Raw genomic sequence first — 18644 nt, 5'->3', positions numbered from 1 at the left:
CGCTCAGCCTTCGCCGGCGATCAGCGCCTTCAGTCCGTCGAGATCGATGACGGCGACGCCGAGCTTCTCGGCCTTCGCCAGTTTCGAGCCCGCAGACTCGCCGGCGACGACATAGTCGGTCTTCTTCGACACCGAGCCGGACAGCTTGCCGCCGGCCGTTTCGATCAGCGCCCCCGCCTCGTCGCGCGTCATGCCCGGCAGGGTGCCGGTCAGCACGAAGGTCTTTCCGGTCAGCGGCCCCTCGCGCGCGGCCTGCGCCTGGGGCCAGTGCACGCCGGCACCGCGCAACGCGGCAATGACCTCGAGGTTGCGCGGCTCGACGAAGAAATGGCTGACATGCGCGGCGACCACCGGCCCGACGTCGGTCACGGCACGCAGCTGCGGGCAGCGCTCCTTGTCCTTGTCGGCATGCGCGGTCGGTGCGTCGGCCTGTGCCGCGGCAATCAGCGCCTCGAGCGTGCCGAAGTGCCGCGCGAGATCGCGGGCCGTGGTCTCGCCGACGTCGCGGATGCCCAGGGCATAGAGAAAGCGCTCGAGCGTGGTCTGCTTGCTGCGCCCGACGGCATCGACCAGGTTCTGCGCGGACTTCTCGCCCATGCGCTCTAGCCCGGCGAGGCGCTCCGCCTGCAGCGCGTAGATGTCGGCCGGCGTGCGGACCCAGTCGAGTTCGATGAGCTGCGCCAGCAGCTTCTCGCCGAGCCCTTCGATATCCATCGCGCGGCGCGAGACGAAATGCAGCAGGGCCCCGTGAAGCTGGGCGCGGCACGACAGCCCGTTGGTGCAGCGGGCGATGACCTCGCCTTCCTCCTTCTCCACGCGGCCGCCGCAGACCGGGCAGCTCGGCGGCAGCACGACCGCCTGCGCATCCGGCGGACGGCGCGCCGTCACGACGGCCTTGACCTCGGGTATCACGTCGCCGGCGCGGCGCACGATCACGGTATCGCCGATGTGCACGTCCTTGCGCGTGATCTCGTCCATGTTGTGCAGTGTCGCGTTCGACACCGTGGCGCCGCCGACGAACACCGGCTGCAGCCGCGCCACCGGCGTCAGCGCGCCGGTCCGCCCGACCTGGAACTCGACGTTCTCCAGCACCGTCTGCGCTTCCTCCGCCGGAAACTTGTGCGCGATCGCCCAGCGCGGTGCGCGCGCGACGAACCCCAGCTCGTCGCGTCCCGCCAGATCGTCGAGCTTGTAGACCACCCCGTCGATATCGAAGGCCAGCCCGGCACGCCGCGTCTGCATGGCGGCGTAATAGACGCGGCAGCCGTCGACGCCGTGCACGACCTCGATCAGCGGCGACACCGGCAAGCCCCATTCGCGCAGTTGCGCGAGCACCTCGTGGTGCGTTGCCGGCGCGCGCCAGCCTTCCACGTACCCGAGGCCATAGGCGTAGAGCGCCAGGGGACGACGCGCAGTGACCGCTGGATCGAGCTGGCGCAACGAGCCGGCGGCGGCGTTGCGCGGATTCACGTAGAGCTTGTCGCCGCGCGCCGCGGCCTCCTCGTTCATGCGCCGGAAACCGGCGTGCGGCAGGTAGACCTCGCCGCGCACTTCCACCAGCGGCGGCGCCGTCCCGCGCAAGGTCAGCGGAATCGCGCGGATGGTGCGCAGGTTCGCGGTGATGTCCTCGCCGGTTTCGCCGTCGCCGCGGGTGGCGCCCTGCTCGAAGCGACCCTCGCGATACAGCAGCGAGACCGCCAGCCCGTCGAGCTTGGGTTCGGCCACGTAATCGACGTCGTCACGCGCCAGACCCTCGCGCACGCGCCGGTCGAAATCCTCGAGTTCCGTGTCGCTGAAGCAGTTGTTCAGTGAGAGCATCGGCTGGCGATGCCGCACCGCCGCGAACTCGGCCGACGGCGCGCCACCGACGCGCTGCGTCGGCGAGTCCGGCGTCAGCAGCTCCGGGTGTGCGGCCTCCAGCGCCTGCAGTTCCCGGAACAGGGTGTCGTACTCGGCGTCCGAAATGCCCGGATCGTCGAGAACGTAGTAGCGGTGATTGTGTTCGCGCAGTTCGCGCCGCAACTGTTCGGCCCGCTGCACGGCGGCCGACGGCGCGCCCACGGCCCCGTCGCTCCTACAGGCCCTGCAGCCGCGCCCAGGCCTTCACGTCGGCGACGATGGCCCCTTCCGCTGCTGCCGTCAGCGGTTCGCGGTTGCTGTCGTAGACGTCGGCATTGAGTTCACGCGCGAGTGCACGGGCGGTCAGGAACATGTCGGCGATCGCTTCCTCGGGCGCGGTCGGCCCGGGCAGCACCATGAACACCGACAGACCCGGCGTCGAGAACTCGCGGCGCTGCGCCGGATCGAGATGACCGGGCTTGATCAGGCTGGCGACCGAAAACACCGGGGCGCCACGGGCGATGCGGTGATAGATCTTGCGGTCGCCGAACTGCAGGCCCTGCGCCTGGAGCGCGGCGTGGATCCGCTCGCCGAAGATCGCGGTCCCCTCGCGCTCGGCGATCAGCAGTGCCACGATCTTCTCCTCGACCGGCGCCGCGGCCGCCGCTGCCGCTGCGCCAGTGCCGGCCACCGATGTGCCGCCGCCGAGATCGGGCGACACACGCTTGCGCGGCTTGCCGACGCCGAACTCGTCGAACTCGCCGAAGCGCGAGAACATGTCCATCTGGTCGTTGCCGGCGCCGGGCGCCGCACCCGGCAGCTTCACCGTCTTCACCGGTGCCTCGCTGCGGCGGCGGCGTGCCTCCGGCCGCTCGCGCCGGCTGAACCAGTAGATCGCGATGACGGCGACCGCACCCACGATCAGAAGCGCCCACTGCGTCGGACTCATTCCTTCGTTCCCTGCTCGGTCGCCAGCTCGACGGCTTGCTCGATGTCCACGCTGACCAGGCGCGAGACGCCCGGCTCCTGCATGGTCACCCCGTGCAGCTGTCGCGCCAGCTCCATGGTGATCTTGTTGTGCGTGATGATAATGAACTGCACGTTCTGCGACATTTCCCGGACCACCTCGCAGAAGCGGCCGACGTTGGCATCGTCCAGCGGGGCGTCGACCTCGTCCATCAGGCAGAACGGCGCCGGGTTGAGCTGGAACAGGGCCAGCAGCAGCGCCACCGCCGTCATCGCCTTCTCGCCGCCCGAGAGCAGGTGGATGGTCGAATTGCGCTTGCCGGGCGGACGCGCCATCACGCGCACGCCGGTATCGAGCAGGTCCTCGCCGGTCAGCTCCAGATAGGCTTCGCCGCCGCCGAACAGCTTCGGAAAGCGGTCGCGGAACACCGTGTCGACCTTGTCGAAGGTCTGCCGGAACAGCTCCTTGGTCTCGGTGTCGATCTTGCGGATCGCCTCTTCGAGCGTCTCCAGGGCCCCGTGCAGGTCGGCATGCTGCTCGGCGAGGTAGGTTTCGCGCCCCTGGGCCTCTTCGAGCTCCTCGATCGCCGCGAGGTTGATCGCGCCGAGCCGCTCGATGCGACGCAGCACGACGCCGAGCCGGTCCTCCCAGTTGGCCAGCGTGGCATCCTCGGCGAGTCCGGCAAACAGGGCCTCGCGTTCGAAGCCGGTTTCGCCGATCTGTTCCTCGAGGCTGTCGCGATGCGCGCGCAGGTTCTCGAATTCCAGCTTCGCCTGCTGCAGGCGCTCCAGCGCCGCGTCCTTGTCCGCCTCCGCCGCGCGCGCCACCTGCGCGGCCTCCTGCAGCTTGAGTTCGGCCGCCTCCACCTGCTCGCGTACCGTCCGCAGGGCCGCGCGCGCCGTCTCCACGGCCGCGCGCGCCTGCTCGACGTCGCCGGCCTGGGTCTGCAGCGGCGCATCGAGTTCGGCCGCGTGGCGCTCCTCCTCGATCCGCCGTGCCTGCAGCGTCTCGCGCCCGGCATGGATGTCGGCGATCGCCTGCTCCAGGGCACTCAGGGCACTGCGCCGACCGGCGAGCTGGACCTGCAGGTTGTTGCGCGACTGCTGCACCTGCATCGCGTCGTTGCGCGCGCGCACCACGGCGTCGCGCTTGCGCTGCAGGTTCTGCTGCATCGCCGCGCGCTTGTCGCGGAGTTCCTGGGCGATCTGCTCGAGTGACGACAGGCGCGTGCGCGAGGTCTCCAGCTCGTCCTGCTGCTGCGCCCGTGCGCGATCCAGGGTCTCGATCTCCTGGCTCAGCGCCTCGAAGCGCTGCTGCGCCTGCTCGAGGCGCACCGCCTGGGCCTGGCGGAAGGCGAGCTTCTGCGCCTGGCGGTGGCGCAACTGATCGAACTTCGACGAGGTGTCCCGACGTTCCTGCTCGGCGGCATGGATGCGCCCCCGCAACTCGCCCAGGACCTGCTCGCGCTCGAGCACCTGCTGCTGCTGCGCCTTGACCTGCACCTTGAGCTGCTTGAGCAGCTGGCTGCGCGCGATCACGCCGCCCTCGGCGCTGCCGCGGCCCGGCCAGCGGCGGAACTGCGCGCCACACCAGACGCCGTCGCGCGTGATCACCGATTCGCCGGCGGCCAGCGTCGGCAGCAGCGCCTCCGCGTCGTCGAGGGTGTCGACGGCATGGATGCCGTGCAACAGGTCGATGACGGCCTGCGGGCCGCTGACCTGGGCGGCAAGTCCCGAGGCTCCACGCGCGGTCGTGTCGGCGACCAGTGCGATCCCGCCCTCCGGCGCCTGGAGTCCGCGGACGCGTCCTGCGAAGTCCTGTACCACCGGCGCCTGGAGCAGGCCCTCGAGGACCTGTTCGACGGCATTGTCCCAGCCGTTGTCGACCTGCAGGGATGCAGCCAGCCGCGGATACTCGCTCAGCCCGTGCTGCGCCAGCCACTGATTCAGGCCGGCATCGTCCTCGCGCAGCGCCGCCTGCTGCAGCGTCTCCAGCGAGGCCACGCGCCCGCGCGCCGCCTGGAGCTGCTGACGGGTCTCGTGCAGCGCCGCTTCGGATGCGGTGCGCTCGTCGCGCAGCTGCTGCAGCTGCGTGTCCATCTCGCGCAGGCGCTCGTCGGCACCATCGAGTTCGGCGTTCAGCGTCGCCAGCTCGCGATCCGCTTCCTCAAGACTGACGCGGATCGGCTCGACGTTGATCTGCGCCAGCTCGCCTTGCAGCCGGCGGTGCCGTTCATCGTTCTGGAAACGCGCACGTTCGAGCTGCTGGACGCGCACGCGCTCCGCCTCGGTCTGCGACAGCGGCGTCTCGGCGTCCTGGACGAACACGTCCCAGCGATGCTGTTCCTCCTGCGCTTCCTCTTCGGCGGCGATCACCGCCGATTGCGCATCGACCTCGCCGTTCTCGGCATCGGCCACCTGCCGCTCCAGGTCGGCGAGCTGCCGTCGCGCCTCTTCCAGGCGCTGCTGCTCGCGATCCTGGCGCGCATCCAGCTCCGCGAGCTGGCGCGCGATCTGGTCGAGTTCGCGCGCCTTGAGCTGCTGCAGTTCGCGCGCGTGCTGCAGGCTCTGTTCCTGCCGTGCGAGCTGGGCCTCGGCCTCGTAGACCTTGCTCTGCTCCTCGTTCAGGTGACCGGCGAGCGCGCGGCTTTCGACATCGGCCGAGACGCGCGCCTCGGCGAGGTGATGGACGCGCGAGCGCGCCTGCTCGAGCGCCTGCTCCAGCTCGGCGATCGCCGACTCGTGTCCCGCGCACTGCTCGTCGAACTGGCGCATCCGCAGCGCCAGGATTTCCGCACGCAGCTGGCGTTCCTCGGCCTTGGCCGCCTTGTACTTCTCGGCATTGGCAGCCTGCTTCGTCAGAACTTCCAGTCTTTGCTGAATTTCTGACCGCAAGTCATTCAGTCGAATCAGGTTTTCTCGGGTTTGCCTGATTCTCGACTCGGTTTCGCGGCGACGATCCTTGTACTTTGAGATTCCGGCCGCCTCTTCCAGCCAGTGGCGCAGCTCCTCCGGCTTGGCCTCGATCATCCGCGACACCATGCCCTGCTCGATGATCGCGTACTGGTTCTTGCCGCCCAGACCGGTCCCGAGGAACAGGTCGGTGACGTCGCGCTTCAGGCACTTGGCGCCATTGAGGTAGTACTGCGAGCCGCCTTCGCGCGTCAGTTCGCGGCGCACGGCGATCTCGCTGTAGGCCGCATACGGCCCGCCGATGGTGCCGTCGCTGTTGTCGAACAGCAGCTCGACCGCGGCGCGGCCGACCGGCTTGCGCGTCTTCGAGCCGTTGAAGATCACGTCCTCTGCGTCCGCGGAGCGCAGGTTCTTCATGCTGGTCTCGCCCAGCACCCAGCGCACCGCGTCGATGATGTTGGACTTGCCGCAGCCATTGGGGCCGACGACCGCGGTGAGGTTCACCGGCAGCGGCAGCTGCATCGCGTCCACGAAAGACTTGAAGCCGGCGAGCTTGATGCCAGAAAGGCGCATGCTGATCGAGTGTTTTCGCGCCTCGCGTGGGCGCGGTCTTATAGGTGAAGGGCACGGGCCCGCAGGGCGCGTAGTGTAAATTATGAAGCCGCCCCGTCCACCGGGCCCGTCTTCGCCGCCTTTTCTCGATGTCGACCCAGCCGAGCAAGTCTCTCGAAACCTTTCCGAACCCGGCGCCGCAACGCGATTTCGCAATCCGCATGCGGATCCCGGAGTTCACCTGCCTGTGCCCGAAGACCGGGCAGCCGGACTTCGGCACGCTCTATCTGGAGTACGTCGCCGACCGCCTGTGCGTCGAACTCAAGGCGCTGAAGCTGTACGTCTGGAGCTTCCGCGACGAGGGCAAGTTCCACGAGGCCGTGACCAACGAAATCCTCGACGACCTGGTGGCGGCGACGCAGCCGCGCTTCATGCGCCTGACTGCCGTGTTCAACGTGCGCGGCGGCATCTATACGCACGTGTCCGTCGAGCACCGTCAGCCCGGATGGAGCGGCAGCCTGCCGCCGCCGGCCTGGCACGTCGACCCCACCGGCGCCGGAGCCACGCCGTGACCCCGCTCCGCCGTCAACGAGGCTTCGGCGTACCGGGTTCGCCCGTGCCGCCCGTTCCCCGCCCTGTGCCCTGCGCCGCCGCGCATTGCCAATGCCATGGAGCTCAGCCGCGATGAGTTTCGCAACCCTGCTCGAAACCCAGTGGGCCGGCTACGCCGAGCGCCACCAGGACCGCCTCAACCTGATCCTGCACATCGTCGCCGTGCCCCTGTTCTGGTGGGGCGCGATCGACATGCTCGGCTCGATACTGTTCAGCGGCCTGTTCGCCGCCTTCGACGGTTTGCTGTTGATCGTCGTATCCGTCTTTCTCCAGGGCCTCGGTCACGACCGCGAAGCCGTCGCCCCCGAACCTTGGGCCGGTGCCTGGGTGTTCGCGCAGCGCCTCGTCGCCGAGCAGTTCGTCAACTTCCCCCGCTACGTCATTGCCGGCACGTGGTGGCGCATCGTCGGCGGCGAACGCGCCTACGGCCCCTACGGCGGGTAGCCGGTAATCGCGCGGATACGCTCGTACAGGGGCTTGAGGCGCGGATACATCCGCCGATAGACCTCGCGGTACAGCGCATCGTAGGTCGCAACGGCCGACGGCTCCGGCACGAAGACGGTGCCCTTGCGGGTCATCGCCGCGACTGCCTGCGCATGGTCGCGGTACAGGCCGATGCCGACCGCCGCGTTGATAGCGGCGCCGAGCGCCGAGGTCTCGTAGATCGGCGGACGTTCGGCCGCGAGGCCGAAGACGTCGGCGGTGATCTGCATCGCCTGGTCGGACTGCGAGCCGCCGCCCGAGACCAGCAACCGCCGGATCGCCACGCCGGTGCGGCGCTCGATCTGTTCGCGCCCGGCACGCAGCCCGTAGACGAGCCCTTCGAGGATCGCCCGGTAGAAGTGCGCCCGCGTATGCACGTCGCCGAAGCCGATGATGCCGCCCTTGGCCTCGGGCCCGGGATCGCGCACGCCGGGCGACCAGTAGGGTTGCAGCATCAGCCCCATCGAACCGGGCGGCACGCCGGCCACCAGTTCGTCGAACAGGGCCTCCACCGGCACGCCGCGCGCCGCCGCCAGCGCCTGCTCGCGATGCGCGAACTCGCGCTTGAACCAGGACACCATCCAGAAGCCGCGGTAGATCTGGATCTCGGTGTTCCAGGCCCCCGGCATCGCCGCCGGATAGGCGGGCAGCATCCGCTGGACTTCGATGTAGCGCGACTGGGTGGTGTTGATCGTCGCCGTCGTCCCGAAGCTCAGCTGCGCCGCGTCCGGCGTCGTCGCGCCGCTGCCGAGAACCTCGCAGGCCTTGTCCGCGGCCGCGGCGATCAGCGGCACGCCGGCAGGCACGCCGAGCGCCTCGCCGGCAGCCGTCGTCAGCGCGCCGAGCGTGGCCCCCGGGGGCACCAGGTCGGGGAGCTGTTCACGCCGGACCGCGATCGCCTGCCACTTGAAGTCGCGCGGCCCGGCCCAGTCGAGACGGGCATAGTCGAAGGGCACGAAGCCCACCTGGCAGCCGGCGGAATCCACGTACGCACCGACCAGACGCCGGGTCAGCCAGCCGGACAGGAACAGGAACTTGTCGGTCTCGCGCCAGATCGCCGGTTCGTGCTGTGCCAGCCAGTTGGCATCGGCCTCGCGCTGCAGGTGCGCCACCAACGGCGCGGCGCCGGCCAGACGGAAGAGGCTTCGCCACAGCGGCGACAGTCGCGGCGGCTCGGTGCAACGCCGCTGATCCAGCCAGACGGTGGCCGGGCGCAGGGACTGCCCGGCGGCATCGACGCAGATCATCGTCGCCCGCTGCGTGGTCAGGGTCACCGCGGCGACATCGTCCGGGCGCAAACCGTCGCGCCAGAGCTGCCGGCTGCATTCGCACATCGCCTCCCAGTAGCGTTCCGGATCCTGCTCGGCCCATCCCGGCTGCGGCGAGACGTAGACCGGATCGAAGGCGCGCTGCGCCTTGCCGAGCAACTCCCCACGGGCATCGAACAGCAGGGCCCGCGCACTCTGCGTCCCCACATCGAGCGCGAGCAGATGCCGCGGTTTCACGCGGTCCAGCCCGGAGGTGCGTGCTGAGACTGCCAGCGGCCGAGCCAGCGCGCCTGTTCGGCGTCGCAGCGCGCCGCATCCCAGCCAAGCTCTTCGCGGCAGATCGCCAGCACCCGGGGCAGCAGCGCCCGGGCACCGTTCTCGACGACCAGCCCCAGACGGCTGCGCCGCAGCAGCAGGTCGTCCAGATGCACGACCTGCTCGTGACGCGCGGCCCAGCGCAGCTCGGCCCAGGTCCACGGCGTGTCACCGATACGGGACAGCTCCTCGCCCGGCACTTCCTGCATCAGCGTGCCGGCGGCGGCGATGCCGAGACGCCCGTACAGCCGGCGTTGACTGTCGACCGGCGTCGCCGAGGCGAACAGCGGCTGCTCGTCCTGCGGCAGCAGCCGCGGCAACTCGCGTGCGGCGGCACGCAGGACCTCGCGCGCGGTGACGCGGAACGTCGTCAGCTTACCCCCGGTGATGCCCACCAGGCCCGGCGTCTGCCACAGGGCCGACTCGCGCGACTCGGCCGAAGGATCGGCTTTGCCGCCGCCCACCACCGGCCGCACGCCGGCATACGTGCTGATCACGTCCCCGGCGTTGAGGCACAGCCGCGGGAACTGCGCAGCAAGACCCGCCAGCAGATAGTCGACCTCCTGGCTCGTGATCCGCGGCTCGTCCGGTGTCTCGCCGTGATCCAGGTCGGTCGTACCGTAGAGCACGGCCCCTTCCCAGGGGTAGGCGAACACTGGACGGCCGTCCTGCGGATGCAGCCAGGACACCGCATGGCGCAGGCCGAAGCGCCGTGGCGAGAACAGCAGGTGGCTGCCGCGCAGCGGACGCAATGACGGCGCGCCGGCCGGGGCGCCGGGCAGCGCGCCGGCCCAGGCACCGGTCGCGTTGATCACGACGCCGGCGTCGATCTCGCGTTCACTGCCGCTGACGGCATCGCTCAGACGAACGCCACAGACGCGCTGGCCGTCGCTGCGCACACTGGCCTTGACATAGTTCAGCGCGACGCCGCCGTCGGCGCAGCCGTCGAGAATCAGGCGCAGCACCAGCCGCGCATCGTCGGTGCGCGCATCCTCGTAGGCCATGGCGCCCAGCAGATCGCGGCGCGCCAAGTCGGCCTCGGCTTCAAGTGTCGTCTGCGCATCGAGCCAGCGCGAACGCCGCGCGCCGGCCATCCAGTCGTAGATGCGCAGACCGAACTGCATCAGCCAGCGGCCCGGCTTGCGCCCGGCGTAGATCGGCATGAGGAAAGTCTGCGGCTCGACCAGGCCCGGCGCCTCGCCGAGCAGTCGCTGGCGCTCGCGCACCGACTCGAGCGTCAGGCGCCATTGGCCGTTCTTCAGGTAGCGCAGGCCGCCGTGCACGAGCTTCGACGACCACGACGAGGTCCCCGATGCGTAGTCGCGCGCTTCGACCAGCAGCGCACTCGCCTGCGTACGCACCGCCTCGCGGAAGATGCCCGCGCCGGTGATGCCGCCGCCGACGATCACCAGATCGTAGCGATCGCGCAGCGCCGACAGCTCAGTGCGCGCGACCATGCCGCCGCTCCCGACGCTGCGTCGCCGATGCCTGGCCGAAAGAGACCGTCGCCGGAACCATCGGCGAGGTCTGCGCGAGGATCATGAGAACAGCTTGCCCGGATTCATGATGCCGTCAGGATCCAGCTCGCGCGCGACTGCGCGCAGCAGATCCATGCCCAGCGCGCCCTTCTCGGCAGGCAGGTAGGGCGCATGGTCGACGCCCACGCCGTGCTGATGGCTGATGGTGCCGCCGTGCGCGACGATCGCTTCCGACACCCGGCTCTTGAGCTTGCGCCAGCGTTCCAGGTTCGCGTCCGGATCACCCGCCGAACGGAACACGAAGGTCGAATAGATGCTGCACCCCTGGCGATAGACATGCGACAGGTGCGTGAACGCATGGATGCGTTCGTTCTCGGCGGCCATCGCGTCGTGCGCGGCCTGCTCGATCGCGCGCATCAGTCCGGTCGCGGCGGGCCAGTTGACGCAGGTCTCCACGGTGTCCGCCGCATAGCCGAGCTCCCACAGCGCGTTGCGCAGCAAGGGGCCGCGAAAGCGGTTGCGCGCCCAGGTCTTGCCCATGCCCTTGCCGACATGGACGCCACGGTGGCGCTTGGCAATGGCCAGCGCGTCGCGCCGCGTGCGCCGGCATTCCGCCAGCGTGCCGGTGACCGCCAGCATCAGCATGCACTGCCCGCGGTCAATCCCGCGCATGCCCAGATAACGCTGCAGCCAGCGGATCATCTGCGGGTGGCCGGCGAGTCGCAGCTGGGTCTCGGTCTCGATCTCGTTGGACAACCGCAGCATCGACAGCGGCAGGTCCGCCTGCACCATGGCGCGCACGGCGTCGACCGCCGACGCCCAGTCCGGGAAGAACACGCCGTGGAAACTCTCCTCCTCCGGCAGCCGCCGCAGGCGCATGCTGACCTCGGTCAGCAGGCCCACCCGGCCTTCCGAGCCGAGCACGATCTCGCGCAGGTCGGGCCCGGCCGACGACGCCGGCACGCCGCCGACACTCCATTGGCCGCGCGGCGTCGCCAGGCGACCGGATGCGAACATTTGCTCGATGCGTCCATAGCGCAGCGACTGCTGTCCGGACGACCGCGTGACCACCCAGCCCCCGACCGTCGAGTACGGGTACGACTGCGGAAAGTGGCCGAGCATGAATCCATGGGAGCGCAATTGCGCCTCGACCTGCGGCCCCGGCGTGCCGGCGCCGAAACTGGCGAGCCAGGCCTTGTCGTCGACGCTCAGCAGCCGGTTCATCCGCTCCAGCGAGATGTTGACCACCGGGCGGTCGACGGGCGGCACCGCCAGGTGGCCGACGACGCTGGTGCCGCCGCCATAGGGCACCACGAGCGCGCCGAGCCTGCGGGCGGACGCCAGCGCCTGTGCGGCCTCGTCGTGACTCGACGGCAGGGCGACACCGTCGGCGCAGGGGCCGACGCGCCCCGAACGCAGCGCAACCCAGTCGGGAAAGCTCTGTCCGCGGGCGTGCAGCACGCGCAGCCGTGCTTCCGTCTCGAATGGCGCACCGGACGGCAGACGGCTGGCCGGCAAGGCCTCGAGTACCTGCTGCAGCACCGCGTCGCGCGGGGCGGTGCCGGCACCGACGCGATCCTTCAGGAAGGCACGGGCGTCGTCGCCCAGTGCATAGTCGTCGCTGTCTTCCCCCCAACCGTTCCAGCGTCGCATGCGTGCTCCGGCCATCGAACCGGGCGCAGTATATCGGCTGGTCCGGCGAGGACGGCCCCGATAACCGCCGCAAACTCAGGCCGCGCGCGCCGGACGGGGTTTCGACTGCTCCAGAACGCCCCGCAGCGCACCGATCGTGACCCATTGGGGGCCCGGCAACTGGCCGCGCAAGACGCGGGCCGGCGCTCCGGGCTCGCCGAGGCTGGACATCACCAGTGACGCACGTTCGAAATCCTGTTCGACGGTATCGCTGTTGACCGTGACGACCGCGGCGACGCCGGCGGCGACCGCCGCCTTCATGCCCATCTCCGAATCCTCGAGGGCCACGCAGTCGCAGGCCTTGACGTCCAGCCGACGCATCGCCAGCCGATAGAGATCCGGCGCGGGCTTCTTGTGCGCCACTTCCTCACCGCTGGCGATGACGTCGACCTCGGCAGCGAGTTCCGGCCCCATGCAGTACCGGAGCACCGGACGCAGCGTCTTCAGGCTCGCATTGGTCACGATCGCCAGCTTCAGGCCCTCGCGCCGCGCTTCGCGCATGACGCGCGCAACACCGGGGCGCAGCGGCACCTTGCCGTGACGCATGCGCCGCCGGAAATACTTGGACTTGAGTTCGTGCACCTTCGCGACCCAGGCATCGATGTCGGCATCGACCTCGGCCTGTTGCGCGCCCAGATCGGGGCGGTAGTGCTGCACGTAGTATTTGAGCCGTTCGCGTCCGCCCGGAAGCTTCAACAGGCGGCGATACAGCTTGGGCCCCCAGCGCATCTGCAGACCGAGCTTGCGGAACGCCCGGTTATAGGCCGGCCGGTGACCGAGAGACTCGGTGTCGGCTAGGGTACCGTCGACGTCGAACAGGACGGCGCGCAGGCTCATGAATCGGGGCCGCTCTCTGCGGGCTCGGGTTCTTCGGGGTCCATCCGATGAAGGTTCAGCGGGTTGAACGGTGAAGTTAATGTAGCATGCCGGCGTCCCCGCGCCTTGTGACTCAGGGCACGCGGCCGAACCGATGACCGATCCCAGGACCCCAGCCGGGAGCGATCCCGTCCATCGCTATCGTGGCCGCTTCGCGCCCACGCCCAGCGGCCCCCTGCACCTGGGTTCGCTGCTGACGGCGCTGGCCAGCTGGCTGTGCGCCCGCGTCGCCGGCGGCGACTGGCTGCTGCGCATCGACGATCTCGACACCGCACGCTGCGATCCCGCGTGGACCGCGCGGATCCTGCGCCAGCTCGAGGCGCATGGACTGCACTGGGACGAGGCGCCGCGCTACCAGTCGCAGCACACCGATGACTACGCCGCTGCGCTCGCGCGGCTGGAGGACTCGCATCGCCTGTATGCCTGCGACTGCAGCCGCGCGCGCCTGCGCGCCTCGGCCTTGCGCAAGGGCATGGAAGGTCCGGTGTATGACGGGCATTGCCGCGATCGACGCCTGCCGCCCACGGGGCATGCACTGCGCCTGCGCGCCGATGCCGGTACGCAGGCATTCGACGACGGCTGGCAGGCCCTGCAGCGCTGCGACCCGGCCGAGCACATCGGCGACTTCATCGTGCGCCGGCGCGACGGCATCGTCGGCTACCAGCTGGCCTGCGCCGTCGATGAGCAGGCCCAGGGCATCACCGAGGTCGTCCGCGGCGCAGACCTGCTTGGCTCGACGTTCATGCAGCGGCAGATCGGCGCGGCACTGGGGTACGTCTCGCCACGGTACCGTCACCTGCCCGTGCTCGTCGGCAGCGACGGACGCAAGCTTTCCAAGCAGAACCACGCGCGTGCCATTGACGAAAGCGCCGCCGGTACGCGCCTGCACCAATGTCTGCAGTGGCTTGGCCAGAGACCGCCCGATGCGCTCGCCACGGCGTCCGTCGAAGAGGTGCTGAGCTGGGCGGTCCAGCACTGGCGGCCCGGTGCCCTGCCCCAAGGCGCCTGCATCAATGTGGAGCAAGCCCCCTGAGTCTGGCATGATGCTATGCAGCAAACGCAGTGCAACATCAGCCCCAAGACCCTGTCGACATGAGCGAATCACGCGTCATCAAGAAGTATCCGAACCGGCGTCTGTACGACACCCACATCAGCCGGTACATCACGCTCGAAGAGATTCGCAAGCTGGTCCTCGAACACATCCCGTTCCGGGTCGAGGACAAGCGCACCGGCGACGACATCACCCGCAGCATCCTGCTGCAGGTGATCGCGGAGCAGGAAGAAGGCGGCGATCCGATCTTCACGACCGACCTGCTCGAATTCATCATCCGCTACTACGGTGACCCGATGCAGAACAGCATCGGCCGCTATCTGGAATTGTCGGCCCAGCTGTTCCAGCAGCAGCAACACCAGTTCACCGAGCAGTTGCGGGGCCTGCTCGGTCAGGCACCGCAACCGATCCAGAGCCTCGTCGACATCGCCGAACGGCAGGTACCGATCTGGCGTTCCGTCCGCGCCGAGTTCCTGCGCAACCTGTCGTCGCGCGCCAAGTCGATCAAGCGCCGCGCGGGTATCGACGCGGGAGCCGAGGACGCGGATCAAGCGCGCTGATCGCGCGAGCGTTGCAACGGCGAAGTGACGTTCGCGTCACAAATCGGCCCGAAGTCACAGATAAGTGCCTGTTTTATAATATTTTATAAATGAGGCCGGTTTGTTGACTTCACAGTCAGCCATCCCTATACTGCACTGCAACATGACGCGGCAACGAAAAACCCGGCAGGCCGGGTGGCGTGCCGGGTCAGGAAGGTCTCCTCCAGAAAGGCCTCGCGCCTTTCTCGCACCTTGCCCCCTGTATCCCAGGGGGCTTCTTTTTTCGCCCGTACGTGCGGGCTGCTCCGATCTCCCCAGAAAGACCACCCCGGTGCTCGGTGCTGACACCGGAGGCGCTATGTTGGTGGGGCCGGATTCTGACGCAGAATCCGGCTCCGTTCAACCAAAGTTCATGCAGCTTCGACGTCGACCGCCTTCATCGACAGGCGGATCTTGCCGTCGCGGCTGACTTCGAGCACCTTGACGCGGACTTCCTGCCCTTCCTTGACCACGTCCTCGACCTTCTCGACGCGCTTGTCGGCGAGCTGCGAGATGTGCACGAGGCCGTCCTTGCCCGGGGCAATCGTGACGAAGGCGCCGAAGTCCATGATCTTGGCGACCTTGCCCTCGTAGATCGCGCCGACCTCGACGTCGCGGGTCAGCGTCTGGATGCGGTTGATCGCCGCCTCCGCCGCCTTGCCGTCGACCGCGGCGATCTTGATCGTGCCGTCGTCGCTGATGTCGATCGACGTGCCGGTCTCGCGCGTGATCGCCTGGATGGTCGAGCCGCCCTTGCCGATCACTTCGCGGATCTTGTCCGGGTGGATCTTGATCGTCGTGATCTGCGGCGCATACGGCGACAGGTTGCTGCGCGGCGTCGCCAGCACCTCGTTCATCTGCTTGAGGATGTGCAGACGCGCGGCCTTCGCCTGCGTGAGCGCCTGCGCCATGATCTCGCCGCTGATGCCGGCCACCTTGATGTCCATCTGCAGCGCCGTGACGCCGCCTTCGGTGCCGGCGACCTTGAAGTCCATGTCGCCGAGGTGGTCCTCGTCACCGAGGATGTCCGTCAGCACGGCCCAGCGCGAACCCTCGAGAATCAGGCCCATCGCGACACCGGCCACCGGCGCCTTGATCGGCACACCGGCGTCCATCAGCGACAGGCAGGCGCCGCAGACCGAAGCCATCGACGACGAGCCGTTGGACTCGGTGATCTCCGAAACCACGCGCACGACGTACGGGAATTCCTTGTCGAGGTCCGGCATCACCGCCGCGACACCGCGCTTGGCGAGGCGGCCGTGGCCGACTTCGCGGCGCTTGGGCATGTTCACACGCCCGGTCTCGCCCACGCAGTACGGCGGGAAGTTGTAGTGGAACAGGAAGTGATCGTGGGTCTCGCCGTCGATCGCGTCGATGATCTGGTAGTCCTTGCCGGTGCCCAGCGTCGTGATCGCGATGGCCTGCGTCTCGCCGCGCGTGAACAGCGCCGAACCGTGGGCACGCGGCATCACACCGGTGCTGATGGCCAGCGGACGCACCGTCTCGCGGTCGCGACCGTCGATGCGCGGCGCACCGTCGAGGATGCGGTTGCGCACGATCTTGGCCTTGAGCTCGTCGAGTTCCGCCTTGATATGGTTGTCGGTGAACGGCGCGTCGGCCGGACGGGCAGCCTTGGCCTGCTTGGCGACCTCGTCCAGCTTGCCGTAGCGCGTCTGCTTGTCGGTGTGCCCGTAGGCCTCGGTGATCGCGCCCTCGAACTGGGCGACGAAGGCCTTGACCGCGCTGCGATCCGGCGCCGTCCACTCCCACTTCGGCTTGCCGGCCTCGGCGGCCAGCTCGTTGATCGCCTGGATGGCGGCCTGCATCTGCTCGTGGCCGAACAGCACGGCGCCAAGCATGACCGGCTCCGGCAGCATCTTGGCCTCGGACTCGACCATCAGCACCGCATCCTTGGTCCCGGCAACCACGAGCTCGAGCTCGGAGTCGGCCAGCTCGCTCTTGGAAGGATTGAGGATGTAGTTGCCGTTCTTGTAACCGACCTTGGCGGCACCGATGGGCCCCGCGAACGGAACGCCGGACAGCGCCAGCGCCGCCGAGGCACCGATCATCGCCGGGATCTCGCCGTCGACCTCCGGGTTCAGCGACATCACCTGCGCGATGATCTGGATCTCGTTGTAGAAGCCGTCCGGGAACAGCGGGCGGATCGGCCGGTCGATCAGGCGGCTGGTGAGGGTCTCCTTCTCCGTCGGGCGTCCCTCGCGCTTGAAGAAGCCGCCGGGGATGCGGCCGCCGGCGTAGAACTTCTCGAGGTAGTCGACCGTCAGCGGAAAGAAGTCCTGGTCCGGCTTGGCATCCTTGCGGGCAACGACGGTAACCAGCACCACGGTCTCGTCGACCGTGACGGTGACCGCACCGCTGGCCTGGCGCGCGATGGCGCCGGTTTCGATGGTGACGTCGCGGCTGCCGTAGCGGAAGGTCTTGCGGATCGGTGTGGCGGGTGTGGCGGGAACGGCCATGGGTATTGTTCTCACGGTTGGCGGCGGATCGGTGCACGCATCGCGCGCTCGCGGACATCCGTCGGATATTGGCGTGGCCCGCGGCGAGGACGAGATGCCCCGGGCCCTGTTGCGATGCCGCTGGCCCGCTGTCGTTGACGACGCGGGTCCTGCGGTGCTGCCGTCGCTGCCGGCAAAGCAAAAACCCCCGGTGAAACCTGTGGTTTCACGACCGGGGGCTTGAATGCAATGGCGGCCGACAACGTCTGGGAGGGATCAGCGACGCAGACCCAGTTCCGCAATCAGCTTGGTGTAGCGCGTTTCGTCCTTGCGCTTGAGATAGTCGAGCATCTGACGACGCTGGTTGACCATCTTCAGCAGGCCGCGACGGGAGTGGTTGTCCTTCTTGTGCTGGTCGAAGTGCGGGCCCAGCGCCTTGATGCGCTCGGTCAGCAGGGCCACCTGCACTTCCGGCGAGCCGGTGTCCTGGTTGCTGCGGGCGAACTTCTTGACGACGTCCGACTTGCGTTCAGCGGTCACGGTCATTGCTGCAAACTCCGAAAACTCGAATGTATTTGGTCTTTACAAAGCCCAATATATTAGCTTTTTCCACAGGGCAATCACAAGCCGTCAGCGGCATTCGGCAGCAGCCAACGGCGCGGCCTCAGGCTGCCACGCTCGTCAACCTCGCCCAGGCCCAGCAGGCGGCCTGCGTCGTCGGTGACCGCGCAGCGCCCCGGCGCCGCAGTGTCACCGAGGCCGACAGCCTGCCCGCGCGCCAGGCGCGCCGCAGTTTCCTCAGCCACCTGCACCCGCGGCCAGTTCGACAGACCCGCCGCCGGTGCGAGCAGCAGCGCATCGAGCGCCGCGGTTCCGCCCTGCGCCGCCCGCTCCTGCAGCTCGTCGAGGGTGTGCATCGGCAGCCCCTCGAACGGGGCCACCGCCGTGCGCCTCAGTGCGGCCAGATGCGCACAACCGCCGGCAGCGCGGGCCAGATCCTCCACCAGAGTGCGGATGTAAGTCCCCTTGGAGCATTGCGCCCGCACCAGCACGCGATCGGACTCGGGGAGCGGCGTGACCTCAAGGGCGTGAATCCGTACCTCGCGCGGCGCCCGCTCGACCTCGATCCCCTGGCGCGCGAGCGCATACAGCCGCTGCCCTTCGTGCTTGAGCGCGGAATACATCGGCGGCACCTGGGTGATGCGTCCGGTCATCCGCGTCGCGGCCTGCCGCAGCGCATCGATCCCCGGTACCGGCCCGGTCTCGATCACCTCGCCCTCGACGTCGCCGGTCGCCGTGCGCAATCCCAGGCGTGCCTCGGCGACGTAGCACTTGTCGGCATCGAGCAGAACGCCCGAGAGTTTCGTCGCCTCGCCGAGGCAGATCGGCAGCACGCCGCTGGCCAGCGGGTCGAGGCTGCCGGTATGCCCGGCCTTGTCGGCTCCGAACAGCCGGCGGACATCCTGCAAGGCCGCGTTCGAACTCAGGCCGACCGGTTTGTCCAGCAACAGGATGCCGTCGACGCGTCGACGCGGGCGCCGTGGCTTGCTCATGACCGCATGGGG

The 18644-nt window shown here is 68.8% G+C and carries 14 protein-coding genes; 4 read left to right on the top strand and 10 right to left on the bottom strand.

Annotated features, from left to right (window positions below; translation table 11 throughout):
• Nucleotides 1–3: 3 nt before the first annotated feature.
• The 3 genes from ligA to smc are packed head-to-tail and all read right to left on the bottom strand — an operon-like array spanning nt 4 to nt 6291.
• Complete coding sequence (gene ligA, locus C8D93_RS02030; protein ID WP_110263483.1) at nt 4–2061, bottom strand: NAD-dependent DNA ligase LigA; 2058 nt, start codon at nt 2059–2061, stop codon at nt 4–6.
• Between the two features lie 13 nt (nt 2062–2074).
• Nucleotides 2075–2788 (bottom strand): cell division protein ZipA, encoded by a 714-nt coding sequence (locus C8D93_RS02025; RefSeq protein WP_110263482.1) that lies wholly within the window; start codon nt 2786–2788, stop codon nt 2075–2077.
• Nucleotides 2785–6291, bottom strand: a complete 3507-nt coding sequence (smc, locus tag C8D93_RS02020) for a chromosome segregation protein SMC (protein ID WP_110263481.1) — start codon at nt 6289–6291, stop codon at nt 2785–2787. Before smc ends, C8D93_RS02025 begins: the two co-directional genes overlap by 4 nt.
• A gap of 128 nt (nt 6292–6419) precedes the next feature.
• Here smc and queF point away from each other — a divergent pair, with 128 nt between their 5' ends.
• On the top strand, nt 6420–6842 hold the full coding sequence (queF, locus tag C8D93_RS02015; protein ID WP_110263480.1) for a preQ(1) synthase: 423 nt from the start codon (nt 6420–6422) through the stop codon (nt 6840–6842).
• A 112-nt stretch (nt 6843–6954) separates the two neighbouring features.
• Nucleotides 6955–7326 (top strand): DUF962 domain-containing protein, encoded by a 372-nt coding sequence (locus C8D93_RS02010; protein WP_110263479.1) that lies wholly within the window; start codon nt 6955–6957, stop codon nt 7324–7326.
• On the opposite strand, the gene C8D93_RS02005 is transcribed toward C8D93_RS02010, so the two are convergent.
• The 4 genes from C8D93_RS02005 to C8D93_RS01990 all read right to left on the bottom strand — a co-directional run bounded on the left by C8D93_RS02005 (nt 7314) and on the right by C8D93_RS01990 (nt 12955).
• Nucleotides 7314–8870, bottom strand: a complete 1557-nt coding sequence (locus C8D93_RS02005) for an FGGY-family carbohydrate kinase (RefSeq protein ID WP_211307154.1) — start codon at nt 8868–8870, stop codon at nt 7314–7316. The two genes, C8D93_RS02010 and C8D93_RS02005, sit on opposite strands and share 13 nt — an antisense overlap.
• Nucleotides 8867–10405, bottom strand: coding sequence for a glycerol-3-phosphate dehydrogenase/oxidase (locus tag C8D93_RS02000; protein ID WP_110263478.1), 1539 nt, complete (start codon nt 10403–10405; stop codon nt 8867–8869). The genes C8D93_RS02005 and C8D93_RS02000 overlap by 4 nt, the downstream gene beginning before the upstream one ends.
• Nucleotides 10406–10486: 81 nt before the next feature.
• A complete protein-coding gene (locus C8D93_RS01995; RefSeq protein WP_110263477.1) occupies nt 10487–12079 on the bottom strand; it encodes an FAD-binding oxidoreductase in 1593 nt (530 codons plus the stop codon).
• Nucleotides 12080–12154: 75 nt separating this feature from the next.
• Nucleotides 12155–12955 carry an HAD-IA family hydrolase gene (locus tag C8D93_RS01990; protein ID WP_110263476.1) on the bottom strand — a complete coding sequence of 267 codons (801 nt, stop codon included), beginning with the start codon at nt 12953–12955 and terminating at the stop codon, nt 12155–12157.
• 133 nt (nt 12956–13088) lie between these two features.
• On the opposite strand from C8D93_RS01990, the gene gluQRS reads away from it, so the two are divergent.
• The gene (gene gluQRS / locus C8D93_RS01985; RefSeq protein ID WP_110263475.1) at nt 13089–14027 is read left to right on the top strand and encodes a tRNA glutamyl-Q(34) synthetase GluQRS; all 939 of its coding nucleotides are present in this window, start codon (nt 13089–13091) and stop codon (nt 14025–14027) included.
• A 59-nt stretch (nt 14028–14086) separates the two neighbouring features.
• A complete protein-coding gene (gene phaR / locus C8D93_RS01980) occupies nt 14087–14605 on the top strand; it encodes a polyhydroxyalkanoate synthesis repressor PhaR (protein WP_110263474.1) in 519 nt (172 codons plus the stop codon).
• A 389-nt stretch (nt 14606–14994) separates the two neighbouring features.
• Here phaR and pnp read toward each other — a convergent pair whose 3' ends face one another.
• The 3 genes from pnp to truB all read right to left on the bottom strand — a co-directional run bounded on the left by pnp (nt 14995) and on the right by truB (nt 18632).
• Nucleotides 14995–17100: a polyribonucleotide nucleotidyltransferase gene (gene pnp, locus C8D93_RS01975; RefSeq protein ID WP_110263473.1), complete on the bottom strand. Its 2106-nt coding sequence runs from the start codon at nt 17098–17100 to the stop codon at nt 14995–14997.
• Between the two features lie 255 nt (nt 17101–17355).
• Nucleotides 17356–17625, bottom strand: coding sequence for a 30S ribosomal protein S15 (rpsO, locus tag C8D93_RS01970; RefSeq protein ID WP_110263472.1), 270 nt, complete (start codon nt 17623–17625; stop codon nt 17356–17358).
• A gap of 74 nt (nt 17626–17699) precedes the next feature.
• On the bottom strand, nt 17700–18632 hold the full coding sequence (gene truB / locus C8D93_RS01965; RefSeq protein WP_110263471.1) for a tRNA pseudouridine(55) synthase TruB: 933 nt from the start codon (nt 18630–18632) through the stop codon (nt 17700–17702).
• Nucleotides 18633–18644: the final 12 nt, after the last annotated feature.

This window comes from Sinimarinibacterium flocculans, assembly GCF_003201205.1.
Taxonomy (GTDB): domain Bacteria; phylum Pseudomonadota; class Gammaproteobacteria; order Nevskiales; family Nevskiaceae; genus Solimonas; species Solimonas flocculans.
This window is presented reverse-complemented; position numbering and strand designations above follow the sequence as displayed.